A 23,541-nucleotide genomic window follows, 5' to 3' on the forward strand; every position below is an offset into this window, starting at 1 on the left:
GTCCTCTGTGGTGAATCATCCGAAGAGTACCCTGAACGCCTCCTCTACCTTCCGCACCGGTATCAGTTCTATCTTTATTTTATTCGTATCAATTCCTTGCAGATTATATTTCGGAAGCAGAATTCGTTTAAATCCCAGTTTCTCCGCTTCACCGATACGTTGTTCTATGCGATTCACAGGTCTTATCTCTCCCGACAATCCGATTTCTCCTGCCATGCAGACTTCCGGTTCGATGGCTGCATCCATATTGCTGGAAAGTATGGCACTGATAACCGCCAGGTCTATTGCCGGATCATTCACCTTCAATCCTCCTGCAATATTTAGGAATACATCCTTTTGCGCTAACTTGAAGCCTACCCGTTTTTCCAGTACCGCCAGCAGCATATTCATCCTTCGAAGGTCGAATCCGGTGGCCGAACGTTGCGGATTACCATATACCGCACTGCTCACTAATGCCTGTGTCTCAATCAGGAACGGGCGTATCCCTTCTATAGCCGAAGCTATCGCTATACCACTCATCCCTTCATGATCCTGGCTCAACAATAACTCCGACGGATTACTGACTTGCCGTAATCCATCCTGACGCATTTCATAAATACCCAATTCCGCTGTACTGCCGAAACGATTCTTGATACTACGCAGAATACGATACATATAATGCTGGTCACCCTCAAACTGCAACACCGTGTCTACGATATGTTCCAGAACTTTTGGTCCGGCAATACTGCCTTCCTTATTGATATGCCCGATAAGCAATACCGGTGTATGTGTTTCTTTGGCAAAGCGCAGGATGCTTGCCGAGCATTCGCGTACTTGTGCGATGCTTCCCGGGGAAGATTCTATGCTTTCTGTAGAGATGGTCTGTATAGAATCAATGATTACTAGTTCCGGACGGGTGTTCTTGATATGTACGAATATCTGCTCTAATGATGTTTCGCAAACAATAAGGCAATCACTGGAATTGTGCGATAACCGGTCGGCACGCAATTTTAATTGGCGGGCACTTTCTTCACCCGATACATAGAGAACGCGCTTTTCAGGGATATGAAGTACAGTTTGTAGTACCAAAGTCGATTTACCAATTCCCGGTTCACCGCCAATCAGTACCAGAGATCCCGGAACCAATCCGCCTCCCAATACCCGGTTCAGTTCCTCATCGTGCAGGTCGATACGCGGCTCATCATCCGCCTCTATTTCACTAAGAACAATAGGTTTTTGCTTTTCTGTCTCTATCCCGGAGACCGGATGTTTGTTGACGACTTCCTTTCGTATCACTTCTTCCACATATGTGTTCCATTCTCCGCACGATGGACATTTGCCTACCCATTTTGGAGAATCTTGCCCGCAGTTGCTGCACACATAAACCGTTTTATCTTTTGCCATAAGAGACTCTTGTTGTTGAATGAATGGTCAAAGATACGAATTTAGCCGTTCGCTTGTCCGATTTAGAAGGGATTTATTCTGGTAGTGTATATGGATTGGTAAGAGTTCTTGTCCCCTTTCGGGCACAAGGATAAAGTCTTGTTTGCCACTAACGGGTTGCTTTTTAAATGGTAGTAATTTCTCCCGCCATTGGAGTACGCATTCTCTTTCGTACCTCCTCAGGCGTATAACCGTGGCCCAACAGAAACATCAGTTTAGTAACCGCAGACTCCGTCGTACTGTCATATCCGCAAACTACTCCCGCCTGCATTAACTGATAGCCCGTTTCATAACGTTCCATCTCTACGATCCCGGCACTGCACTGGGTGACGTTGACGATGACTATCCCTTGCTCGCAAGCATTCCGCAAGCGGCGTATGAACCACTCCTTGCGGGGAGCGTTTCCCGAACCGTAAGTTTCGAGCACGACAGCCTTCAATCCCTCAATGCCCAATATACTCGATACTACATTCTCCTGAATACCCGGAAAGAGCTTTAGGACAGCAACATTGGTATCTAATAGGTAATGTGGCTTCAGTTCCCGTTCCACTTCCTTAAAGCGGATTTGCACATTATTATATTTAATATGGATACCTGCTTCTGCCAATACGGGATAATTGAATGAACGGAATGCATTGAAGTTCTCCGCATTCATCTTGATGGTACGATTGCCGCGCATCAGGTGATTCTCAAAAAAGATGCAGACTTCGGGTACAAGTGGATTGCCTTTGGCATCACGTGCACTGGCTATTTCAAGACTGGTAAGAAGATTTTCTTTTCCGTCCGTGCGGAGTACTCCGATAGGGAGTTGTGATCCGGTGAGGATGACAGGCTTGCTCAATCCTTCCAGCATAAAGCTGAGGGCGGAAGCGGTATATGCCATCGTATCCGTGCCATGCAGGATCACGAAACCTGTGTATCTATCGTAATGGTCACTAATGATATGCACCAGTTTGCGCCAAGCTTCCGGGTCCATATCCGAAGAGTCCATCGGAGGATCGAACTGGTAAGTATCGATATGGAATGTGAAATTTTGCAGCTCCGGTACGTGCTTTTTCAGCTGTTCGAGATTGAAATTCTCTAAAGCACCCGTTTCGGGGTTTTCTATCATTCCGATGGTTCCACCGGTATAGATTAGCAAAATGGAAGTTATATTTGGACTCATACGCATTCTCTTACGATAATTTAGTGCAAATATAATGATATATCTTGAATTTAATATCAAAATGTTATAAAAACTGTGCCGCTGGTACTGGATTTTTGTGTAGTTATGTGTGAAAATGACACTTCGTCCTTTTGCATATTTCTGCCTCTTTTGAGGCCTTTCTATATTTTTATTACAAAAAAACCGCAAAATGTGATAGATTGAATGTTTTTATTATTACTTTTGCGACACTTATCAATAATGAAAGAAACAGAGAGTATGAACAAGTACTATCAACATACAGTCACATCCATGTGCATGACCATGACCCTTAGGGGTTAATGGATAGTATTTGTGTTTCTACGTGTTACACTATTTTTCAGCAGTTTTTCTTATTTAATTCAAGTCAATACAGGCATATACGTCCTGTTCCCGACACATTGTATCAACCTTATCAATAGTAATAAAGGATATGAAAGTAATAAAATTCGGCGGAACGTCCGTAGGTTCCGCGAACAGTATTTTGAGCGTAAAGAGAATTGTAGAAGCAGTAGAAGAACCGGTAATTGTGGTGGTTTCCGCACTGGGGGGCATCACAGACAAGCTGATAAACACGTCGAAAATGGCGGCTGCCGGTGATGCTGCTTACGAAAATGAGTTCCGTGAAATTGTTTACCGCCATGTGGAAATGATTAAAGAAGTGATTCCCGCAGGTGAGGGGCAAGTGGAACTGCAACGCCAGATTGGTGAACTGCTCAATGAACTGAAAGATATTTTCCAGGGTATTTATCTGATAAAGGATCTTTCGCAAAAGACTTCCGATACGATTGTCAGCTATGGCGAGCGTTTATCATCCATTATCGTTGCAGAGTTGACGGGAGCCAAATGGTTTGATTCACGCAAGTTTATCAAAACTGAAAAGAAGCACTCCAAGTATGTATTGGATACTGAGTTGACGAATGAACTGATTCGTGAAACATTCAGCACTTTGCCGAAGCGTGCACTGGTGCCGGGGTTCATCTCTACTGATAAGGTGACGGGAGATGTTACGAACCTGGGGCGTGGTGGTTCCGATTATACAGCTTCGGTTATTGCGGCGGCATTGGATGCTGACCAATTGGAAATCTGGACGGATGTGGATGGTTTCATGACTGCCGATCCGCGTGTGATTTCTACCGCTTATACCATTAACGAACTGAGTTATGTAGAGGCAACGGAGCTTTGTAATTTCGGTGCCAAGGTAGTATATCCGCCGACTATTTATCCGGTTTGCCACAAGAATATTCCTATTTTAATAAAGAATACATTCAATCCCGAAGGAACGGGAACGATTATCAAGCAGGAAGTATCTGATCCGCGCACGAAAGCGATTAAAGGTATTTCTTCTATCAATGATACCAGTCTGATTACTGTGCAGGGTCTAGGTATGGTAGGTGTGATTGGTGTGAACTACCGCATCTTCAAGGCGTTGGCGAAGAATGGCATCAGTGTGTTCCTTGTATCTCAGGCTTCTTCGGAGAACTCAACGTCTATCGGTGTGCGTAATGCGGATGCCGACCTGGCTTGTGAAGTGCTGAACGAGGAATTTGCCAAAGAGATTGAAATGGGAGAGATCTCACCGATACAGGCAGAGAAGAACCTGGCTACGGTAGCTATTGTAGGTGAAAATATGAAGCATACCCCGGGTATTGCCGGAAAGCTGTTCGGTACGTTGGGACGTAACGGTATCAATGTAATAGCTTGTGCCCAAGGTGCTTCGGAAACGAATATCTCATTTGTAGTGGATTTCAAATCATTGCGTAAATCATTGAACGTTATCCATGACTCATTCTTCCTGTCGGAATACCAGGTACTGAACCTCTTTATTTGTGGTATCGGTACGGTGGGTGGCAGCCTGGTGGAACAAATCCGTTGTCAACAGCAGAAGTTGATGATGGAGAATGGATTGAAGCTACATATTGTGGGTATCGCTGACGCTGACCGGGCTATGTTTAGCCGTGAAGGCTTCGATCTGACGGATTTCCGTGCAGAACTGGCAGAGAAGGGTAAACCGAGTACGCTGGAAACTTTGCGTGATGAGATTATCGGTATGAATATCTTCAACTCGGTATTTGTAGACTGTACGGCAAGTGCGGCAGTTGCTTCCTTGTATAAAGACTTGTTGTTACACAACGTTTCTGTAGTGGCTGCCAATAAAATTGCTGCTTCTTCGGAATATGAGAACTACCGTGAATTGAAACAGATCGCCCGTCAGCGTGGTGTGAAGTACCTTTTTGAAACGAATGTGGGTGCGGGACTTCCGATTATCAATACGATCAATGACCTTATCCATAGTGGTGACAAGATATTGAAGATTGAAGCTGTACTGAGTGGCACGCTGAACTATATCTTTAATAAGATCAGTGCGGATATTCCTTTCAGCAAGACCATCAAGATGGCGCAGGAAGAGCGTTACTCCGAACCGGATCCGCGTATCGACCTGAGTGGCAAGGACGTTATCCGTAAACTGGTGATCCTGGCACGTGAAGCCGGTTACAGACTGGAACAGTCGGATGTAGAAAAGAACCTGTTCGTGCCCGATGATTTCTTTGAAGGTTCACTGGATGATTTCTGGAAGAAAGTGCCGAGTCTGGATGCGGACTTCGAAGCCCGTCGCGAGGTACTGGAAGCTGAGAACAAGCATTGGCGTTTTGTTGCTAAACTGGAGAATGGCAAAGCATCAGTCGGCCTGCAGGAAGTGGGTGTAAACCATCCGTTCTATGGTCTGGAAGGTAGCAACAATATCATTCTGCTGACTACGGAACGTTATAAAGAATATCCGATGATGATACAAGGATACGGTGCCGGTGCCGGAGTGACGGCGGCAGGTGTATTTGCGGATATCATGAGTATTGCAAATGTTTAAAGATTTATGATTTATAATTTATGCGTGTTGCATTTTATTGTAAAGTGTTATTCCGCATTCATAGGTTATAAATCATAAATCATAAATCATAAATTTAATGAAACATATAATCATATTAGGCGATGGAATGGCGGATTGGCCTGTGGAGTCATTGGGCGGTAAGACGCTGATGCAATATGCCAAGACGCCTTATATGGATAAACTGGCGAGCATGGGGCGTACAGGACGGTTGAAGACTGTTGCCGACGGTTTCCATCCCGGTAGTGAGGTAGCGAATATGTCTGTTCTGGGCTATGACCTGCCGAAAGTTTATGAAGGACGAGGACCTCTGGAAGCTGCCAGCATCGGTGTAGATCTGAAACCGGGCGAGATGGCAATGCGTTGTAACATCATTTGCATTGAAGGCGATCATATTAAAAACCATTCTGCCGGGCACATCACAACGGAAGAAGCCGATGTATTGGTGAAGTACTTGCAGGAACATCTGGGTAATGAACGGGTGTGTTTCCACACAGGTGTTCAGTACCGTCATTTATTGGTGATCAAAGGTGGAGATAAGCGTATTGATTGTACGCCACCGCACGATGTGCCGTTGAAACCTTTCCGACCGTTACTGGTGAAAGCTACAAGTGAGTCAGCTACAGGTGACGAGCTACAAGCTACAAGTGCTATGCAGGATGATAGCGCAGCCCACTCGTCACCTATAGCTGGCAGCTCGTCGCTTGCTCCCCTGACTCCGCAACAAACCGCTGATTTGATTAATGACCTTATCCTGCGTTCGCAGGAGCTTTTGAAAAATCATCCGTTGAATCAGAAGCGAATGGCGGAAGGGAAAGACCCGGCTAATAGTATTTGGCCCTGGAGTCCCGGATATCGTCCTAAAATGGAACGTTTGTCTGATAAGTTCCCACAAGTGAAACGGGGGGCAGTAATTTCTGCTGTAGACTTGATCAATGGTATCGGATATTATGCGGACTTGCGTCGCCTGACAGTGGAAGGTGCAACGGGCCTGTATGATACCAATTATGAAAATAAAGTGGCTGCCGCACTGGAAGCCCTGAAGACGGATGATTTTGTCTATCTGCATATCGAAGCCAGCGATGAGGCCGGACATGAAGGGAATGTGGATTTAAAACTTCTGACGATCGAGAATCTGGATAGCCGTGCTGTAGGTCCTATATATGAAGCCGTGAAAGATTGGGAGGAACCGGTAGCTATTGCCGTATTGCCCGATCATCCTACTCCATGTGAGCTTCGCACACATACCAATGAACCGATCCCTTTCTTCATCTGGTATCCGGGTATCGAACCGGATAGTGTACAGACCTTTGATGAAGCGTCTGTTTGCGAAGGAAGTTACGGATTATTGAAGGAAGATGAGTTTATTAATGAATTTATGAAAAGCTGATTATGAAATATTACAGTACCAACAAACAAGCTCCCGACGCCAGTCTGGAAGAAGCCGTAGTGAAGGGACTTGCTGCCGACAAAGGACTTTTCATGCCATATAGCATTAAACCTTTGCCACAAGATTTTTATGATAGTATCGATACTCTTTCTTTTCAGGAGATTGCCTATCGCGTAGCCGATGCTTTCTTTGGGGAAGATGTACCTGCCGAAACATTGAAACAAATCGTTTACGATACATTGAATTTTGATGTTCCTTTGGTGAAGGTGACGGAAGATATTTATTCACTCGAACTTTTCCATGGCCCGACGCTTGCTTTCAAAGATGTGGGCGGACGTTTCATGGCCCGTCTTTTAGGATACTTCATCAGAAAAGAAGGTAAGAAACAAGTCAATGTCTTGGTTGCCACTTCCGGTGATACGGGAAGTGCGGTAGCTAATGGTTTCCTCGGTGTGGAGGGTATTCATGTATATGTGCTTTATCCTAAAGGGAAAGTCAGCGAAATACAGGAGAAACAATTTACGACTCTCGGACAGAATATCACGGCCCTTGAGATAGACGGTACATTCGATGATTGCCAGGCGTTGGTGAAATCTGCCTTTATGGATAAGGAACTGAATGAGCATCTGCAACTGACCAGTGCCAATTCCATTAATGTAGCACGCTTCTTACCGCAGGCTTTCTATTACTTCTATGCTTATGCTCAACTGAAGAAAGCTACGAGTGACAAGCTACGGGCTACAAGTACTGTGCAGCATGACAGCGCAGCTCACTCGTCACTGGTAGCTGGTAGCTTGTCACCGGTTATCTGTGTTCCGAGCGGTAACTTTGGAAATATCACTGCCGGATTGTTTGGTAAACGTATGGGATTGCCTGTGAAGCGTTTCATTGCTGCCAATAACCGTAACGATATCTTCTATCAATATTTGCAAACCGGAGTTTATACTCCACGTCCTTCTATCGCTACCATTGCCAATGCTATGGATGTGGGCGATCCGAGTAACTTTGCGCGTGTGTTCGATCTTTATGGAGGCAGTCATGCGGCCATTTCTGCTGAAATCAGTGGTACCACTTATACCAATGAACAGATTGCCGAAACGATGCGTGAGACGTGGAAAGAATGTCATTACCTGCTTGACCCGCATGGTGCCTGCGGTTTTCGTGCACTGAAAGAAGGATTGAAATCCGGTGAAACTGGCGTTTTCCTGGAGACGGCACATCCGGCAAAATTCCTCGAAACCGTAGAAGGTATAATCGGCGAAACCGTAGAGATTCCTGCGAAACTGAAAGCTTTTATGCAGGGTGAAAAGCAAAGCCTGTCGATGACAAAGGAATTTGCTGACTTCAAGAAGTACTTGATGTCACTGTAACAGCAGGGTATGAAATGTTTGTAGTGGTAATACAGTCTTGAAAGCTGAGGAATACATACTGAGGAGAGGCTATTGCTTCTCCTTTTTTGTATTATATTATTGCATTACACTTATATTGTGATATGTCAATAATCGGAAGTTTACTTCCTGCCTTATTTACGGCTTGCATAAAGTTCATACATTCTGATATCGTCATTTTTTTTCTGTAATACGCATAATATAAAAAATCAAGTGTTGTCAGATAAGTTATATTGTTTCTGGAACAATATTCTTTTATATCTTTTAAATTGCTACTACCCAAAACGTCTTGATTTTCCCGACAATAAATCATGCACGCGCTTTCTCCTTTACCTAATGTTCTTTGCAACTGAAAGTATTCTCTTATAGATTCTCCTTTAGGTAAAAATGCCTCTTTCTTTATTTTAGGAATATAAAGGAGGTAATTATCTATAAAGTCTTTGGTTTTTGAGTTTCTTGAAATCTCATTGTAGACTACATCTAATATAAGGAGTTCGTATTCAGGGAATATTTCCGGTAGTAACGAAAAATATTCTGCCTCCATAAAGTGAATGATTACATCAGCATCGAGCACTATCTTCGTTTTCTTGCATCCCATTGATATTGATTTTATGGAGTAATTCTAAATAGTGGCCTTCTGAAATTTTGTCCTGTTCAAATAAACAACGGGCTTTTTCACCAAAATCACCGATAACTAATCCTTCGTTTGCAGGTTCATATAAAGCAATATCGTACCCAAAGCATCTGGCCGAATGTTTTACTCCGATTTCAGCTAAATGAGAGCGAGTAGTTTCTGTTATTAATTTCATGTTAAGCAGTCTATATAATAAAGCTGTTCGGGAAACAGAAAAGTAATGCTCTAATTTTAAAATGGTTGCAATTGATATATTGCTAGTGCTTAGTTCTTTTTCCGGAATAAGTTGGAATATTCCGGACTCCGGCATCAATAAGGAAGAAGCGAACATATCTGCGCTTTGTTCTATCGGATCTTTTCCGGAACCGGGGTTGCATTTATGCGGTGTTGGCCTTTCTTCTATGTAGAGATGATATAACTCATGAGCTATTGTAAAATGCTGTCTTCCCCGTGGCTGGTTGGAATTAATCAACATAAAACGGTGTTCGGAAGCATCTTTCAGGCACATGCCGGAAAAGTTTTCTGATAAAGGTTTAAAAACAGTAAGGATATTCAGTTTCAGAAGCAGACTCTTTAAGGTAATAGCTTCGGAGGTACTAAGTCCGTTATCCATACGAAATTCTGAAACTTGTTTTTCTATGATAAATTTATTAGGCTTCATTTTGAGCGATGCGTTCCATTTTAAGGTAGGACTTTACGATATCTTTAAAATTAGCAATTTCCTTCAAATCATTTTCTTCCAAATCAGAGATTCTGAAAGCTGTAGCCAATATTTCGTTATCCGTTTGAATGTTATCTTCAAACAATATATAAGGTTCGCATCCAAATAGATTTGAAATATTTTCCAGAATAGTATATGGTACTTCTCTTACCCCTCCTTCATAATTGCTATAAGTGGAGCGCTCTATGCCAATTGATTTGGCTACCTGCTCTTGCGTAAACCCGGATGATTCTCTGATTTTTTTTAGGTTTTCTCCGATAATTTGATTAACTGTTTTCATGGATACCTCCTTTTATTTCTGTGGCAAAATTACGTTTATTCTGTGATATATACAAATAATGCCACAATAAGTTCATTTATTACTATGATCTTTTTTTATTTAATTTTTATACCCTGTCGACAAGTTGTCAATTCCTTGTCGACAAGAAGTTAGGAGTTTGTTAACAAGAAGTTAACTCCTTGTCGACAGGAAGTTAACTTCTTGTAAGTGGCTGATAATCAGTGTTTGTTTTTACTCTTGATTTCCGGCTTTTTACCCCTGTTTTCGCGCCTTGCTCAATGCCGCGATGAGATACTTCCCGTTATTGTTTACCACAGTCCACTTGGTGTTATGTATTATTCTCCATATCTCATTTCCCAAGCGACCGTAATCGGACAGCTTTAATATTGCTTTTATGTCGTCCGGGTCTTTGATATGCAGTTCGTCCAGTGAAAGCAGCAGGCATTCCAGATTATGGGTGTTCCTGTTGTAAACGTACCCCGGAAATTTGATAAAAGAATATTTCCTCCATATCCCAACGTCCTCCCCCGGCGGGGGAGTTAGAGGGGGGAGTTCTCTATTTTCCTCTACTATGCTATACTCTACTCTGCTTTGTCCGGAATTGTCTGCATTTTCGGTTGTGCCGGCTGCATCCTGTATGCAATTCTGTGTATTTTGCGTACAGTCCGTTTCTTTGCCACCCTTATCACCTCTATCACCTTTATCACCCTTTTCATCTTCTGTTTTCACCAAAATGTAGGGCAGGGAGGTTATCTCCCCCCTTTTCCTACGTTTTGTAGCCTCCAACCACACTTTCTGAATCTCAATAGATGTCAGTACCTGATGTTTCTCGTAACTCTCTTTGTCGAAGAAGCCTTTTTCTACAAGAATATCCACGATACCCTGCATTTCCTCTTCGTTTACGTCTTTTCCCGCCTTATTGGTGAAGAGCGTGCATTGCTCTTCACCCCATTGCAGGTAATAACCGTTTTCCTTGTATATTTTGCATAGCAGTTTCATTGCTATCGCTATGCCTTTCATTCCGAACTTAGCCTCTATCAGCCCCATGTATATCTCGTCAAATAGTACCACTGATATGGGATAATATTGTATCCCTCCATACGTCATTGCCATAACTTTTAATTTGAAATTGAATTTTAACTTGAACTTGATTTTGAACCTGATTTTTTTAATTGTCAACTGTCAATTAATCGGTCTCCATTCCAGAAAATTCTCCAATTGGAAACTTCTCCATGCGTGCAGGTCTACATCCCAATATACGATGTGTCCTTCTATACGCTTTATGTCGTATTTCAGATGGAAACTATTTTCGTAGGGTAGAAGAGTCGCTTTCACGAATCGGAATGTTCCGTCCTGTTTGTAGTATGCTACGAGTGCATATCCGTACTGCATGTAGTCGATGAGGCTTTCGATCCTGTCTGTCATCCATTGTGCTGCGTCTTCCGTATAAGCCTTTTCGAGCATGATACGTATCTTCCATCTCTTTTTGAGTGCTTCGTGGAGTGAAGCGGTCTTTTTTCGCTTTTTCATTGCGCTTTAATTTTTTTAATTTTGAACTTAGTGTTTTTTCATTGTCAACTGTCAATTGTCAATTGTCAATTGTCAATTGTTCTGTCAACTGTTTAGCGGGTGTTTATGTCGGGCATAAAAAAGAGAAGATGTCACTTTTTTGAAAAAGCGGCATCTTCTCATTTGCGGGGCTTAATCTTTGCTAAAGCGTGGGCAAAGATATAGCGGATTACAGGTAGGATATAACTATTTAATTATTGTCATTTAATTTCTTTGTTTTCCCGTTTGCTTTTATCCTTTTTTCTCTTGCTTTATGGGGGTATTCACTTCTCCATATTTCTCCTAATTCTTCTTCTATTGTTTTAGCTGATAATGGTTTATGTTGTCTGGATAGGAAAATGTGACCTTTTGCTGCCCAGTCAGCCAATGCTTTTATGGATATCTCGTTTATATTACCGAAGTATCCCTTCTCTCTCCAATCGAGTAACCCTTTCATTCCCTTTTCCCGATCCTCAAACCGTATTCCTTCCACCGCCATGCTTATAGGGTGTCCCGGTTTAGTCTTAGTCTCTGATACAGTGTTGTTTGTTACTGATTTTTTTGCCTTTTCCGACCCTTTTTTTCCAGGCTTTCAGCCTTTTTCTTTTGTTCCATTTTTCTTTCTTTTAGTGAATTATTTAAATACATATAAAATGTAAAAAAAATGGCAAAAGTATAGCGTTCTTCTTGAAAATGGAAGAGGTTGATAGGAAAAGTTCATTTGAAAGTGCTGTAAAAAGGCGTATTTAATTGATATACAGGTGTCTGATGGGTGAAGTGAGGGGTGTTTAAAAAACGTTCGTTTAATGGGCACAAAGATAATGGGTATTTTTTGAACTTGCAAGATGTTTAATAAAAATATTTTCAAGTAAGCTCTTGTTTTAGGTTAAACGATTAATAATCAATGCAACACTTTTGAAAATAAATATATTTAATATCCTTTCATTTTTGTCTTTTTTAAATCGCTTATTTTTCTCAAATATTTACGTCCATTAAACGAACGATTAAAAGATATTTTATCTCTTTAAGTCTTTAGTTTATAGCTTTTTACCTTCAAGGTAATGAACTGCAATAAAAAATTAGTTGACAAGAGGAACGCAAAGCTTGTCATATCTTACATAAAGCGTTCGCAAGTGATTGAAACTCAAGTGTATGCGAGGGTCTCAAAGCCCCGAGAGAACACCCTTTTCTGAAATAATCCCTGAAATGGAAGCGGATAAAGAGAGTGAAATATGGTATGCTATGCGTGCCACCTACCGTAGAGAGCCTGATGCTATGCGTCTTCTTGAAAAAGAGAAAATGGGCTGTTTCGTCCCTATGCAATACAAGGTAAGCATAAGGAAAGGTAGAAAAGTTCGAGCCCTGGTTCCTGTTGTCCACAATCTGCTTTTTGTCCATGCCCGTCCTTCGGATGTGAAGCGTGTGAAGTCCCAAGTCAGTTACCTGCAATACATCACCGATACCCGCAGTGGACGGAAGATAATCATCCCCGACAGTGAGATGCAACGTTTCATCGCCGTAGCGGGTACCTATAATGACCACCTCCTGTATTTCCAGCCCGATGAGCTGAATCTGTCTAAAGGCACGAAAGTCCGTGTCATCGGCGGTGACTTTGCGGGACAGGAGGGTATTTTCCTGAAAGTGAAGGGTGCCCGCGACCGCCGTGTGGTTGTCGAGATACAAGGCGTCATTGCCGTAGCCATGGCCACCATTCATCCGGACCTGATCGAAGTCATCAAGTAATTGGCTGTTGATAATCAATGATTGATCGTTGACGGTTGATAAATCATAAATCTGAAATCATAAATAAAAATAACTATGTCTCTTTCTGAAGAAACAGCTGCCCTTCAGCGTGCAGCACATGAGCTGATGTATTTGGGTGTTGACGGGAGTCCCATCTATAGCGATGACCTTTCCCGTCGTAACAGTGAAGTTTATCGCCTGACTACTGCCTTGTATGATTCCGATACTAAGGGGAGGACGGTCGAAGAGCAGGCGAATGTCTGTCTTGCACTGCTGATGGGTTATAGTGCTTCATTTATCGACCATGGTGAGAAGCAGAAACACGTTCAGGAAGTTTTAGATCGTTGTTGGGACATCCTTGAGGTTCTTCCCGCTTCATTATTGAAACTTCGTCTGCTTACCGCCTGCTATGGTGAAGTATTTGACGAACCTTTGGCTGACGAAGGCCGTGCAATCATCGCTTCTTGGGATTCATCATCGCTCACAACAGAACAGCAGGAAGCTATTGCCGAGTTTCTGAATGTGATTGATAATCCTTATCCTTGGGAAGAAGTGAAAGATTAGTCAGTGCATAGCATGTGTGAAAGCGAATACAAACAGCTTCTTCTTCTTTTCGCGAACTTCATTAAAAATAATCCCCCGATGCTTCGTGCTTTACAATCCAAGGACTGGGTTACGTTTGCTAAATGCTATAATGGTCTGGGGTATGTGCAGAACAGGTATAATGTGAAGTTGGAAGTGGCTTATCGGAAATTTGAAGGGTGAATCTTCTTGGAGATACTTAATCGTTCTCCCATTAGACTGCTAGCTTATTTTGTTTTAAGAGGCATAGAACGTGAATAGTAATTCAAACGAAAGAAAAGGATATCGAACAGCTTTTAAAGCTACTAGCCTATTTGGTGGTGTTCAGGTAGTTACTATCCTTATCGGTATTTTAAAGTCAAAACTTGTTGCTGTTTGGTTAGGGGCAACCGGATTTGGCATAATGGGATTGTTTAATACTTCTATTAGTTTAATCTCATCTATTACTAACTTAGGTTTGCAAAGTAGCGCAGTCAGAGAAATAGCAACTGTCAGTGCTGATAGTGATATATTGAAGTTTTCTCGCTTAATTAAAGCTATTAGTCGTTGGGTCTGGTTTACCGGATTATTCGGTGCTTTAGTTACTATTTGTTTAAGCCCTTGGCTTAGCCGCCTGATTTTTAATTCAGATAAATTTGTTCTTTCTTTTGCTTTACTGGCTGTTGTAGTTTTTTTTACCGGATTATACTCGAACCATTATGCTTTGCTGCAAGGAACAAGGAAGCTTAAATTCATGGCATTGGCCAATGTCTATGGAGCTCTTATCGGCTTTCTTTGTTCAGTGCCAATGTTTTATTTTTTTAGAGAAAGTGGTATAGCGTATGCTTTAATATCGTCAGCTTTATCTATAACTTTAGTCAGCTATCTCTATGCAAGGAAAATAAAGACAGTTAAAGTCAATCAAACCATTAAAGAATCATTTATAATAGGTTTGCCAACGGTAAAGTTGGGCTTTATGATGGCTTTAAGTAATATCTCTGTTTTTTTTGTGCAATTTATAGTCAAAACATTTATAACACAATATGGTAGCCTGGCGGATGCAGGTTTATACGAAGCAAGTTGGGCGATAAACGCTCAATATTTAGGTTTAGTCTTTACGGCAATGTCAAAGGATTATTATCCTCGTCTATCTCAAGTGTCTGATGATAATCAGAAGATGATGAGTGCTGTTAATCAGCAAGGTGAGATTGCAGTCTTGATACTGGCACCTATGATTATTGCTATGGTTGTGTTTCTGCCTTTTGTTATCAATCTGTTATATTCTAGCGATTTTATGGATATTGTTCCAATGACTAAATGGCTGTTGGTCGGTTCCATGTTGAAAGCCGGTTCTTGGGCTATTTCTTTTGTCTTTTTGGCTAAGGGGGCTGGTAAGGTCTATTTATTTAATGAATTAGGTATCAAATGCATAACTTTACCTTCCTATTTGTTGGGTTATACTTTTGGTGGATTATTAGGTATAGGCTATGCCTTTGTTTTTTGCTATTTTAGTTATTTTATTTGGGTTGCTTTTGTTGCTTTTAAGCGATATAAGATAAATTATTCTTCTACTTTTTTTAAGGTGCTTCTAATCACATGTTTCTTCTTATGTTTTTATGCTGTATCTGAATCGTTTTTTTTAACAGTGCTCTTACGGTATCTGATTGGCTGTATTGTGATTCTCATTGTTTGTATTTATTCTTTTTTTGAATTAAAAAAACGTTTAATAAATTGAGTATGGATATTCGGAATAGTCAAATAATTGATTTACCTAAGATTTTGGATAAACGAGGTAATCTTTCTATCATTGAGCAATATAAAAACATACCTTTTAAGATTGTTCGTACTTATTGGATATATGATGTACCGGGCGGTGAAAAACGAGGTGGTCATGCTTATAGAGAAAATGAAGAATTTATTGTTGCTTTATCCGGTAGTTTTGATGTAGTATTGGATGACGGGAAAAACAAAGAGATCTTTTCTTTGAATCGTTCTTATTATGGGCTATATATTCCTGGAGGTCTATGGCGTGAGATGAATAATTTCTCTACAAACTCTTTGGCTTTAGTTCTGGCCTCTACTCCTTATAATGCAGAAGATTATATTTACGATTATCAAACATTTTTATCCTTTAATAAATGATATCTTCTCTTCAATCATGGCGTTTTATTTTTGCCATAATGATTTTTTTGCATCATTTTCCGGTAGATGGTACAGGATTGTTTAAGGCAGGAGGTTCTTGCGGTGTTTCCTTCTTTATAATACTAAGTGGTTTTGTAATGTCGGCAGGTTACGGGAATAGGTGTCGGCAACGATCATTTATTTATTGGGACTTTCTCGAAAAACGTTTGGTTCGCCTTTATCCATTACATTTGTTATGTTTGATATTGTTTGTTTTTATTCGCTTATTTTCATCCCATGCTCCGGAGTGGGGGGCATTGATTCCTAATTTATTGTTGGTTCAAAGTTGGATACCGGATTCTGAATATTACTTTTCTGGGAATGCTGTATCATGGTGTCTTGCTGATATGCTTTTCTTTTATGTCAGTTTCCCTCTGTTGATTCGTTTTGTATTTATATGTAAAAAGAGACTGTGTCTTTTCCTTTTTGGAGTGTTTCTTTTATATTTTACCGCTCTATATTTCACACCGGCAGGAAAAGTTCATGCTTTTTTCTATATATTTCCTTTAAGTCGCTTAGTTGATTTTATTATAGGCATGTTGTTATATCATGTACATCAATATGTGGATCAAATAGCATGGATTAATAAGTTAAAACGCTTATCATATACCAAAAAAACGTTGATAGAATGTATGCCTATTGTATTGCTTATATTGGCATTACTGTTTTTTCCATTGATTGACCCAAAGATTTATGTAGCTTGTTATTATTGGTTTCCAATGAGTTTTTTAATACTTTTATTTGCTATATTTAACAAAAATGGGGGGGGATTACATGCTTGTTAACAAATAAAGCTATGCTCTATTTGGGTAGCGTCAGTTTTAGTTTTTATATGTTGCATCAACTGATTATAAATACTTCTAATGCATTGCTATCTCAACTTGGCATAACCATATTGTGGGAATATAAATTGCCTTTATATTTACTGTTTGCATTAATAGCAAGCATCTTAATATCTAAATATTATGAGCAACCTATTGTTTCCTTTTACAAAAAGAAAGTAAAATGAAGAAACCTACTGTTTATGACTGTTCTATAATTGAACTTCCTAAGATTGAAAATCGTGCCGGTAACATAACTCCTATTCATGGGCAGTTAAATATTCCTTTTGATATAGCGCGAGTTTTTTATTCTTATGATATTCCTGGAGGGGAAGCTCGCGGTGCTCATGCACATAAAGAATGTCATCAGTTCTTGGTAGCTGCTAGTGGCAGTTATGAAGTGGTATTAGATGATGGAGTGAATAAGCGTACGGTATTGTTGAATCGTCCTTTTTATGGATTGCATGTTCCTCCTGGTATTTGGGCCGCCGAGCAAGGATTCTCATCAGGATCTATCTGCCTTGTTTTGGCTTCCCATGGTTATGATGAAGCGGATTATATGCGTGATTATAATGAATTTATAACAAATAAAGAAAATGGAAGCAAGTAAACTAGGGTTGTATTTTGAAGAATTTGAAGTTGGTGGAAAAATTCAGCATTCATTGTCTAAGACGATATTTGAAAGCGACAATAATTTCTTTAGTTTATTGACAATGAATCATCACCCCGTTCATACTAATATTGACTATGCCTCAAAAAATCAGCATGGAAGAATTTTGGTAGTGGGTACTTTGGTTTTTTCGTTGGTAGTTGGGATGACAGTACCCGATATCAGTGGTAAGGCTATAGCTAATCTTGGTTATGAGGGAATAAAACATTTAGCACCAGTTTTTATTGGGGACACTCTTTATGCGGAAACGACAATTCTTTCTAAGCGCGAATCTCAGTCTAAAAATGATAGAGGGATTGTATATGTTGAAACTATCGGACGTAACCAACGAGACGAAGAAGTGATAAGTTTTTGTCGTAATGTTTTGGTGAAAAAAGGAGGTTAATATGGAACATTTATTTCGAAGTTTAATGTTTGTGCCTGCTCATAATGAGAGGTTGTTGAATAGTGCGTCTCGAAGCGATGCGGATGTTCTTTTACTTGATATAGAGGATTCGGTTCCAAGTATTGATAAACAATCAGCCAGAGATAATATTATTCACTATATTGGGAATGGTATATTTAAGGGACGGGCAGTCTATCCGAGAATAAATGACCGTGAAAGCGGCGAATTGCTGAAAGATATCTATCAATTGACTATCCCCGGTATAACAGGTTTTATGTATCCTAAATCAATGAAAGGTGAGGATGTTTATTTTATCGGAAAGTTATTAGAAACAGTTGAATATGAAAAAGGATATACGATAGGTACGTTTAAATTGATTCCTCTGATAGAAACGGCTGGTGCTGTAATGAATATAAAAGATATCTGTACGGCATGCAATAGAATTGTTGCTGTTGCTTTTGGATGTGAAGACTATGTAACAAATTTGCATGGTGAACATGATTTAGAAGGTGATAGCATTTTCGTGGCTCGCTCGCTAATAGCATTGAGTGCACGTGCATGTGGAATTTATCCTATTGATACAGTCCATATAAGGGTTCATGATTTAGATGATTTAGAGACAAATTTGGTTCTTTCCAAAAAAATGGGATTTGAAGGTATGCTTGTATTGAACCCCAAAGAATTACCCTTAGTGCATAAATATTATTCGCCTACCGATGAAGAAATTGAATGGGCTACAGAAATGATAGTTTTATCTAATGAAGCTACCCGCGATGGTAAGGGAGTAGCTGTAAAAGACAATAAGTTTATAGGTCCTCCAATGGTCAAAATGGCCAATAGCATCTTGCGGAAGAGTGAATTGATACGAAATACTGGTAAATAATGAATAATATGATTAATGAGAAGGATTTGTCTGAAGAATATCGCTGCCATTTTGAGCATCAATGTGCTTTGATGAAAGATAATTTTGAGAGAAGAAGAATCAATTTTCACCCTTGTTTTTCTCATGGCGAGATTTCCTCTTTCATAACTCGGTTTATCGATGACAGAAAACTAAAGAAAATAGCATTTTCTGATAGTGTGTCACTGCATCAATGTGGCATATATTCTACGGTAGAGCAAAATTTTTCTTCTTCGGATTATGATATTATTAATCCTTTTAAAAGGACTGACGATGGTAAATATAAAGTTTTTGAAGATCAACCATTAGGGGAAAAACTGGATTTACCGAGAGAAGAATATTATCGTAGGATGGCATTGGTTGTTGAGCAGATGAGACAAACACTATTATCGGATGTTCTTATTATAGGTGCCAATGCAATTACACTGAAAGGTGAGATTGTATCAATAGATGGAAGTGGAAATCGTGTTGCAGGAATGATGTTCGGGCCTAAGCATGTGATTGTTATTGTAGGAATGAATAAGATATGTTTAGATTTGGATGAAGCCTTGAAGCGAATTAGAAATATAGCGGCTCCACTGAACTATATAAGGCATAATTTGAAGCATCATAATAGATATAATGAGCTACCTTGTGTACAAAGAGGGAAATGTTTTGATTGTTCACATCCTAGGAGTGCGTGCAGAAAGATTGCTATAATGCGTGGTGAAGTAGAATTTAATTCTGATAGGACACATTTATTGGTAGTAAATGAAAATTTGGGATTATGAGTAAAAAAGTAGTAATCATAGGTGGCGAAGGTAATGGAGGAGTTATAGCTGCATGTATAGAAGACAATCGTATTCGATTTAATGATTTAGAATGGGAAGTTGTAGGGTTTGTCAATGACTATGAAAAAGAAATTTGTGGTTATCCTGTATTGAGCGGGACTGATGGCATAAAGACGTTGTTAGATAATCCGGATTATTATTTTATGTGGGGTATTCATATGATAGGTCGTAATATTCTGACAGAAAAAGTATTCAGAAAAATAGATATACCTAAAGAACGTTTTGCTACTATAATTCATAAGACGGCTTTCGTATCTCAAAGTGCGGTGTTAGAACCTGGCGTATTTGTAATGTCAAACTGTTATGTAGGTCCTCAATCTCATATTGGGCAATGTTCTTTAATGATGGCAAATTCTTTAATAGGACATAATACAGTAGTCGGTCCTTTATGTCATTTTTCAGTGGGATCTATAACTAGTTCTTATATAACAATTGGAAAGTGTTCTGATGTAACTTTAGGAGCAAAAGTAATAGAGAAAAGGAAAATTGGAAATTATGCAGTAGCAGGTGCTGGTAGTCTAGTAACTCGCGATATTCCAGATTATGAAATACATGTTGGTACACCAGCTAAATTTATGAAACGTGTTAGAGAAGATTGATTATGGTGAAATTTTTAGATTTACAAGCAATTACTCAGAAGTATTCTGATGAAATCCACGAAGCAGTTAATCGTGTCGTTGATTCCGGTTGGTATTTGCAGGGGAAAGAAAATGAGACGTTTGAAATGAATTATGCACAATATATAGGTACTAAATATGCTATAGGTTGTGCTAATGGATTGGATGCCCTCATCTGGATATTACGTGCTTACGTAGAAATGGGGATAATGAATCCTGGTGATGAAGTGATAGTGCCTGCTAATACCTATATTGCATCTATATTGGCTATTTCAGAGAATGGCTTGAAACCTGTTTTGGTAGAACCCAGCATTGAAACCTATCAAATAGATGATTCTAAGATAGAAGGAGCCATAACAGAAAGAACGAAAGCTGTTTTGATTGTTCATTTATATGGTCAATGTGCCTATACAGATAAGATCGGAGAGCTGTGTCAAAAGTACAATTTGAAATTGGTAGAGGATAATGCGCAGGCTCATGGTTGTAAGTTTAATGGTCGAAAGACAGGCTCTTTAGGAGATGCGGCTGGGCATAGCTTTTATCCGGGTAAGAACTTGGGAGCATTTGGTGACGCTGGTGCGGTAACTACTAATGATGAAGAATTGGCGAAAGTCGTTCGTGCTGTGGCTAATTATGGTTCCCAAAAGAAATATGTTTTCAAATATTGTGGAAGGAATAGTAGGTTGGATGAAATCCAAGCAGCAGTTCTTGATGTGAAGTTGAAGTATTTGGATGAAGATATAGCTATCCGCAAAGAAGTGGCAAAATACTATATAGAGAATATTACTAACTCTCATATAATACTTCCTACCATAAAAGATTGGGATGCTCATGTTTTCCATATTTTCCCAATTCGTTGTAAACGACGTGATGAACTACAGAAATATTTGGCAGATAATGGTGTGCAGACTATAATTCATTATCCAATACCACCTCATAAACAAGAATGTTATAAAGAATGGAATAATTATTCATTCCCTATAACAGAGCAAATTCATAATGAAGAACTTAGTTTACCCTTGAGTCCTGTGATAACGGAAGAAGAGTTGGAGTATGTGGTAGCAATGATAAATAAAGCGGGTATTTAATAAGTCTCATTTGTTAATCCATTCATTTAAAAATATGATGCGGATATTGTTATTTGGGGAGTTTAGTGGTTTACATGTTAATTTAAAGAGAGGTCTTGAAGATTTAGGGCATGAGGTTACGGTAGTTTCCTTTGGAGATGACTTTAAAAATATAAAAGGTGATATCACTATAAAAAATGTTTGTAGTAATAAATTATTGCGACTTTTTTTGCATCAAGTGCAATGTTTTAAATTGTTAAAAAGAATAAAGCACTATGATGTGGTGCAATTTATTTCTATAGCCCCTCATATTATTCCTTATGATATATTAGGGTATTTCTTTATAAAGTTTATTAAAAGAAATAATGCTAAGGTGTTTTTTAATAGCTGTGGGATGGATACATATAATGCTTTAACGCAGTTAACATTTAACTATTCGCCATTATGTAATGAAATAAGGGAGGGAAATTATCGTAATTTATTTCTGTATTGCAATAATAGGAGCTTGAAGATAACAAATAAAATTGTTTCTCTTTTTGATGGTATTATTTCTTCTAGTTTTACTTATCATTGTGGATATAAGAGATTTAGTAATTATATTGGATTTATTCCAATGCCTTTTTATATTGTAAAAAAAATAAGGCTAATTTGATTTGTGGTAAAATCAAGATATTTTATGGAATAAGTCGTAAACAGTTCAAGGGGACAAGATACATATTGGATGCTCTTGAAAGAATTAGTAAAAAATATCACGATCAAGTTGAGATATCTATCGTTGAAAATCGGCCTTTTGATGAATATGTGAGGCTATTTGACCAATGTAATATTTTTGTAGATCAGGCGTGTAGCTATGGATATGGGATGAATGCTCTATTGGGTTTATCAAAAGGAAAAGTTGTTCTAAGTGGTAATGAAAGCCAAAATCAAGAATTTATAGGGACAAAATGTCCGATAATAAATATTGAGCCGTCAAGTGAACATATATATAATGAAATTGAGAAGTTGATTCTAAATAGTGAAAACATTCCTTTAATAGGAAGAGAAGGGATGGAGTTTCTTAATAAACTTCATGATGCAAGAATAGTGGCAATGAAGTATGTGGAATATTGGAATTTAGCAAACAAATGAGTCAGAATGTTGCATGCAGTACTTTTATAGTTTTATTATTTTTCCTGATTCATCCTATAAGTGGAATACTGATTTCTTTATTTTTTGATATTTATTTGTATTCGAAAAATGTAAGTAAATACAATGGTCTTCTTACAGTTTTTGTATTGTCTTTCTTTTTAGGATTAATAAATATGACTAAATATATTGAATCTGATATGGAGAATTATTTGATTCAATTTGATTTAGCTAAAGAATCTGGCTTTTTTTCTTATCTGCTATTAGTTGGAAAAGAATTTGCTTTTTATAGTTATATGTATTTTTTGAGTTCCTGTATTAAATTAGACTTTGCTTCTTTTACGCTAATTAATACATTTATATCGTATTTTTGTTTGTTATATTCAGTGGTTTTGATTTATAAGAAATTATCTTTAAAAGTTGTAGATGTAGTTGTTGCATTAGTTTCTATCTCTTTTTTCTTTGAATTGTTTAGTTTATCTGCTCATTTAATGCGACAGTTTTTGGCTATGAGTGTATTGTTACTCGGCTTAGTTTACTTTATTTTGTATAATCGAAAAATGCATTTGTTGATCTTATGTGCGGGATTCATTCATTCTTCTGCTTTTCTTTTTCTTCCTTTACTGTTTTTTCCTCCTATAAGAAAACCTTTCAGTGTAAAATCGATAATTTTGACTTTTTTTGCTGTTTTTATACTTGCTTATGCGGTTGTATTATTAGCTGGAAATCTTGAATTTATTTATATATTTCAAAGAATAGGAGCTAATGATTTTAATAGTGAATCGCATTTGGAGATAGTTACTATAGTTTTTACTCTTTTATTTTTGATTTCCATATTGTTGTTGATGAAGCGATACATTATGTTGCCAAGGAGTGCTTTTTGGTTTAATGTATTTATGTTTCTACCTGTATTTATATTAGGTTTTTCATTTATTCAAGAAACTCTGTCATATAGATATGGTTTTTATGTATATGCATATTTTTTTGTTTTCTTTCCTATACTTATAAATAGAAAAAGTGTAGGCTTTTTGTCAGTGTTTATGCGGAGTGTTTGGGTTGTATTGTTGTTGTTTAGATTTGGCTATAAGTTGGAAAATGGGACGTTTGAATTTGATTCATTAAATAATATAATGTTCAATACTTGTTTTTATTTTTTTTAGCTATAATTTTATATTTAGGATATGCCATCT

26 protein-coding genes are annotated in these 23,541 nt (G+C 38.7%); 18 read left to right on the forward strand and 8 right to left on the reverse strand.

Annotated features, from left to right (window positions below; all coding sequences use genetic code 11):
- Positions 1–15: 15 nt before the first annotated feature.
- Together radA and BN161_RS10605 are read right to left on the reverse strand one after the other, a co-directional pair.
- The gene (radA, locus tag BN161_RS10600; protein ID WP_044265780.1) at positions 16–1,383 is read right to left on the reverse strand and encodes a DNA repair protein RadA; all 1,368 of its coding nucleotides are present in this window, start codon (positions 1,381–1,383) and stop codon (positions 16–18) included.
- A gap of 163 nt (positions 1,384–1,546) precedes the next feature.
- Positions 1,547–2,587 carry an asparaginase gene (locus tag BN161_RS10605; RefSeq protein ID WP_044265867.1) on the reverse strand — a complete coding sequence of 347 codons (1,041 nt, stop codon included), beginning with the start codon at positions 2,585–2,587 and terminating at the stop codon, positions 1,547–1,549.
- Between the two features lie 451 nt (positions 2,588–3,038).
- Here BN161_RS10605 and thrA point away from each other — a divergent pair, with 451 nt between their 5' ends.
- The 3 genes from thrA to thrC all read left to right on the forward strand — a co-directional run bounded on the left by thrA (position 3,039) and on the right by thrC (position 8,249).
- Positions 3,039–5,471, forward strand: coding sequence for a bifunctional aspartate kinase/homoserine dehydrogenase I (thrA, locus tag BN161_RS10610; protein WP_044265783.1), 2,433 nt, complete (start codon positions 3,039–3,041; stop codon positions 5,469–5,471).
- A gap of 97 nt (positions 5,472–5,568) precedes the next feature.
- Positions 5,569–6,879 carry a cofactor-independent phosphoglycerate mutase gene (locus tag BN161_RS10615; protein WP_044265787.1) on the forward strand — a complete coding sequence of 437 codons (1,311 nt, stop codon included), beginning with the start codon at positions 5,569–5,571 and terminating at the stop codon, positions 6,877–6,879.
- Positions 6,880–6,881: 2 nt separating this feature from the next.
- The gene (gene thrC / locus BN161_RS10620; protein ID WP_044265790.1) at positions 6,882–8,249 is read left to right on the forward strand and encodes a threonine synthase; all 1,368 of its coding nucleotides are present in this window, start codon (positions 6,882–6,884) and stop codon (positions 8,247–8,249) included.
- A 91-nt stretch (positions 8,250–8,340) separates the two neighbouring features.
- On the opposite strand, the gene BN161_RS10625 is transcribed toward thrC, so the two are convergent.
- The 6 genes from BN161_RS10625 to BN161_RS10650 form a co-directional block, all read right to left on the reverse strand.
- Positions 8,341–8,865: a hypothetical protein gene (locus BN161_RS10625; protein ID WP_044265793.1), complete on the reverse strand. Its 525-nt coding sequence runs from the start codon at positions 8,863–8,865 to the stop codon at positions 8,341–8,343.
- Entirely contained in the window at positions 8,828–9,562 is a 735-nt protein-coding gene (locus BN161_RS10630; protein ID WP_044265796.1) for an ImmA/IrrE family metallo-endopeptidase, read from the reverse strand. Before BN161_RS10630 ends, BN161_RS10625 begins: the two co-directional genes overlap by 38 nt.
- Complete coding sequence (locus BN161_RS10635; protein ID WP_044265799.1) at positions 9,552–9,902, reverse strand: helix-turn-helix domain-containing protein; 351 nt, start codon at positions 9,900–9,902, stop codon at positions 9,552–9,554. Before BN161_RS10635 ends, BN161_RS10630 begins: the two co-directional genes overlap by 11 nt.
- 252 nt (positions 9,903–10,154) lie before the next feature.
- On the reverse strand, positions 10,155–11,015 hold the full coding sequence (locus BN161_RS10640; RefSeq protein ID WP_044265870.1) for a DUF4373 domain-containing protein: 861 nt from the start codon (positions 11,013–11,015) through the stop codon (positions 10,155–10,157).
- A gap of 69 nt (positions 11,016–11,084) precedes the next feature.
- A complete protein-coding gene (locus BN161_RS10645) occupies positions 11,085–11,432 on the reverse strand; it encodes an SH3 beta-barrel fold-containing protein (RefSeq protein WP_044265802.1) in 348 nt (115 codons plus the stop codon).
- Positions 11,433–11,661: 229 nt separating this feature from the next.
- Positions 11,662–11,907, reverse strand: a complete 246-nt coding sequence (locus tag BN161_RS10650) for a hypothetical protein (RefSeq protein WP_044265873.1) — start codon at positions 11,905–11,907, stop codon at positions 11,662–11,664.
- A gap of 749 nt (positions 11,908–12,656) precedes the next feature.
- On the opposite strand from BN161_RS10650, the gene BN161_RS10655 reads away from it, so the two are divergent.
- The 15 genes from BN161_RS10655 (at position 12,657) to BN161_RS10730 (ending at position 23,511) form a co-directional block, all read left to right on the forward strand.
- The gene (locus BN161_RS10655; protein WP_044265805.1) at positions 12,657–13,193 is read left to right on the forward strand and encodes a UpxY family transcription antiterminator; all 537 of its coding nucleotides are present in this window, start codon (positions 12,657–12,659) and stop codon (positions 13,191–13,193) included.
- A gap of 75 nt (positions 13,194–13,268) precedes the next feature.
- A complete protein-coding gene (locus BN161_RS10660; RefSeq protein ID WP_044265807.1) occupies positions 13,269–13,757 on the forward strand; it encodes a UpxZ family transcription anti-terminator antagonist in 489 nt (162 codons plus the stop codon).
- Between the two features lie 12 nt (positions 13,758–13,769).
- Positions 13,770–13,958, forward strand: a complete 189-nt coding sequence (locus BN161_RS10665; protein ID WP_044265810.1) for an N-acetylmuramidase domain-containing protein — start codon at positions 13,770–13,772, stop codon at positions 13,956–13,958.
- 70 nt (positions 13,959–14,028) lie between these two features.
- Positions 14,029–15,489 (forward strand): O-antigen translocase, encoded by a 1,461-nt coding sequence (locus BN161_RS10670; protein WP_044265813.1) that lies wholly within the window; start codon positions 14,029–14,031, stop codon positions 15,487–15,489.
- Between the two features lie 2 nt (positions 15,490–15,491).
- Complete coding sequence (locus BN161_RS10675) at positions 15,492–15,896, forward strand: sugar 3,4-ketoisomerase (RefSeq protein ID WP_044265815.1); 405 nt, start codon at positions 15,492–15,494, stop codon at positions 15,894–15,896.
- Positions 15,893–16,720: an acyltransferase family protein gene (locus BN161_RS10680; protein ID WP_044265817.1), complete on the forward strand. Its 828-nt coding sequence runs from the start codon at positions 15,893–15,895 to the stop codon at positions 16,718–16,720. The genes BN161_RS10675 and BN161_RS10680 overlap by 4 nt, the downstream gene beginning before the upstream one ends.
- Before the next feature lie 220 nt (positions 16,721–16,940).
- On the forward strand, positions 16,941–17,366 hold the full coding sequence (locus BN161_RS10690) for a sugar 3,4-ketoisomerase (protein WP_044265822.1): 426 nt from the start codon (positions 16,941–16,943) through the stop codon (positions 17,364–17,366).
- Positions 17,353–17,811, forward strand: coding sequence for a MaoC family dehydratase (locus BN161_RS10695; RefSeq protein WP_044265824.1), 459 nt, complete (start codon positions 17,353–17,355; stop codon positions 17,809–17,811). The genes BN161_RS10690 and BN161_RS10695 overlap by 14 nt, the downstream gene beginning before the upstream one ends.
- 1 nt (position 17,812) lies before the next feature.
- Positions 17,813–18,694 carry an HpcH/HpaI aldolase/citrate lyase family protein gene (locus BN161_RS10700; protein ID WP_044265825.1) on the forward strand — a complete coding sequence of 294 codons (882 nt, stop codon included), beginning with the start codon at positions 17,813–17,815 and terminating at the stop codon, positions 18,692–18,694.
- Complete coding sequence (locus BN161_RS10705) at positions 18,694–19,482, forward strand: LUD domain-containing protein (RefSeq protein WP_044265828.1); 789 nt, start codon at positions 18,694–18,696, stop codon at positions 19,480–19,482. The genes BN161_RS10700 and BN161_RS10705 overlap by 1 nt, the downstream gene beginning before the upstream one ends.
- Positions 19,479–20,141, forward strand: a complete 663-nt coding sequence (locus BN161_RS10710) for a PglD-related sugar-binding protein (protein WP_044265830.1) — start codon at positions 19,479–19,481, stop codon at positions 20,139–20,141. Before BN161_RS10705 ends, BN161_RS10710 begins: the two co-directional genes overlap by 4 nt.
- A 2-nt stretch (positions 20,142–20,143) precedes the next feature.
- Complete coding sequence (locus BN161_RS10715; protein ID WP_044265833.1) at positions 20,144–21,247, forward strand: DegT/DnrJ/EryC1/StrS family aminotransferase; 1,104 nt, start codon at positions 20,144–20,146, stop codon at positions 21,245–21,247.
- A gap of 34 nt (positions 21,248–21,281) precedes the next feature.
- Complete coding sequence (locus tag BN161_RS10720; protein ID WP_044265836.1) at positions 21,282–21,878, forward strand: glycosyltransferase family protein; 597 nt, start codon at positions 21,282–21,284, stop codon at positions 21,876–21,878.
- Positions 21,875–22,354, forward strand: a complete 480-nt coding sequence (locus BN161_RS10725) for a glycosyltransferase (protein ID WP_044265839.1) — start codon at positions 21,875–21,877, stop codon at positions 22,352–22,354. Before BN161_RS10720 ends, BN161_RS10725 begins: the two co-directional genes overlap by 4 nt.
- Positions 22,351–23,511 (forward strand): EpsG family protein, encoded by a 1,161-nt coding sequence (locus BN161_RS10730; protein ID WP_044265841.1) that lies wholly within the window; start codon positions 22,351–22,353, stop codon positions 23,509–23,511. The genes BN161_RS10725 and BN161_RS10730 overlap by 4 nt, the downstream gene beginning before the upstream one ends.
- Positions 23,512–23,541: the final 30 nt, after the last annotated feature.

Origin of the sequence: Bacteroides timonensis, assembly GCF_000513195.1 — a bacterium.
Classification (GTDB): Bacteria; Bacteroidota; Bacteroidia; order Bacteroidales; family Bacteroidaceae; genus Bacteroides; species Bacteroides timonensis.

What these genes read in the sequence shown, in the direction of transcription:
- radA (WP_044265780.1), bottom strand. Translation starts at nt 1,383, where the DNA reads ATGGCAAAAGATAAAACGGTTTATGTGTGCAGCAACTGCGGGCAAGAT.
- BN161_RS10605 (WP_044265867.1), bottom strand. Translation starts at nt 2,587, where the DNA reads ATGAGTCCAAATATAACTTCCATTTTGCTAATCTATACCGGTGGAACC.
- thrA (WP_044265783.1), top strand. Translation starts at nt 3,039, where the DNA reads ATGAAAGTAATAAAATTCGGCGGAACGTCCGTAGGTTCCGCGAACAGT.
- BN161_RS10615 (WP_044265787.1), top strand. Translation starts at nt 5,569, where the DNA reads ATGAAACATATAATCATATTAGGCGATGGAATGGCGGATTGGCCTGTG.
- thrC (WP_044265790.1), top strand. Translation starts at nt 6,882, where the DNA reads ATGAAATATTACAGTACCAACAAACAAGCTCCCGACGCCAGTCTGGAA.
- BN161_RS10625 (WP_044265793.1), bottom strand. Translation starts at nt 8,865, where the DNA reads ATGGGATGCAAGAAAACGAAGATAGTGCTCGATGCTGATGTAATCATT.
- BN161_RS10630 (WP_044265796.1), bottom strand. Translation starts at nt 9,562, where the DNA reads ATGAAGCCTAATAAATTTATCATAGAAAAACAAGTTTCAGAATTTCGT.
- BN161_RS10635 (WP_044265799.1), bottom strand. Translation starts at nt 9,902, where the DNA reads ATGAAAACAGTTAATCAAATTATCGGAGAAAACCTAAAAAAAATCAGA.
- BN161_RS10640 (WP_044265870.1), bottom strand. Translation starts at nt 11,015, where the DNA reads ATGGCAATGACGTATGGAGGGATACAATATTATCCCATATCAGTGGTA.
- BN161_RS10645 (WP_044265802.1), bottom strand. Translation starts at nt 11,432, where the DNA reads ATGAAAAAGCGAAAAAAGACCGCTTCACTCCACGAAGCACTCAAAAAG.
- BN161_RS10650 (WP_044265873.1), bottom strand. Translation starts at nt 11,907, where the DNA reads ATGAAAGGGTTACTCGATTGGAGAGAGAAGGGATACTTCGGTAATATA.
- BN161_RS10655 (WP_044265805.1), top strand. Translation starts at nt 12,657, where the DNA reads ATGGAAGCGGATAAAGAGAGTGAAATATGGTATGCTATGCGTGCCACC.
- BN161_RS10660 (WP_044265807.1), top strand. Translation starts at nt 13,269, where the DNA reads ATGTCTCTTTCTGAAGAAACAGCTGCCCTTCAGCGTGCAGCACATGAG.
- BN161_RS10665 (WP_044265810.1), top strand. Translation starts at nt 13,770, where the DNA reads ATGTGTGAAAGCGAATACAAACAGCTTCTTCTTCTTTTCGCGAACTTC.
- BN161_RS10675 (WP_044265815.1), top strand. Translation starts at nt 15,492, where the DNA reads ATGGATATTCGGAATAGTCAAATAATTGATTTACCTAAGATTTTGGAT.
- BN161_RS10680 (WP_044265817.1), top strand. Translation starts at nt 15,893, where the DNA reads ATGATATCTTCTCTTCAATCATGGCGTTTTATTTTTGCCATAATGATT.
- BN161_RS10690 (WP_044265822.1), top strand. Translation starts at nt 16,941, where the DNA reads ATGAAGAAACCTACTGTTTATGACTGTTCTATAATTGAACTTCCTAAG.
- BN161_RS10695 (WP_044265824.1), top strand. Translation starts at nt 17,353, where the DNA reads ATGGAAGCAAGTAAACTAGGGTTGTATTTTGAAGAATTTGAAGTTGGT.
- BN161_RS10700 (WP_044265825.1), top strand. Translation starts at nt 17,813, where the DNA reads ATGGAACATTTATTTCGAAGTTTAATGTTTGTGCCTGCTCATAATGAG.
- BN161_RS10705 (WP_044265828.1), top strand. Translation starts at nt 18,694, where the DNA reads ATGAATAATATGATTAATGAGAAGGATTTGTCTGAAGAATATCGCTGC.
- BN161_RS10710 (WP_044265830.1), top strand. Translation starts at nt 19,479, where the DNA reads ATGAGTAAAAAAGTAGTAATCATAGGTGGCGAAGGTAATGGAGGAGTT.
- BN161_RS10715 (WP_044265833.1), top strand. Translation starts at nt 20,144, where the DNA reads ATGGTGAAATTTTTAGATTTACAAGCAATTACTCAGAAGTATTCTGAT.
- BN161_RS10720 (WP_044265836.1), top strand. Translation starts at nt 21,282, where the DNA reads ATGATGCGGATATTGTTATTTGGGGAGTTTAGTGGTTTACATGTTAAT.
- BN161_RS10730 (WP_044265841.1), top strand. Translation starts at nt 22,351, where the DNA reads ATGAGTCAGAATGTTGCATGCAGTACTTTTATAGTTTTATTATTTTTC.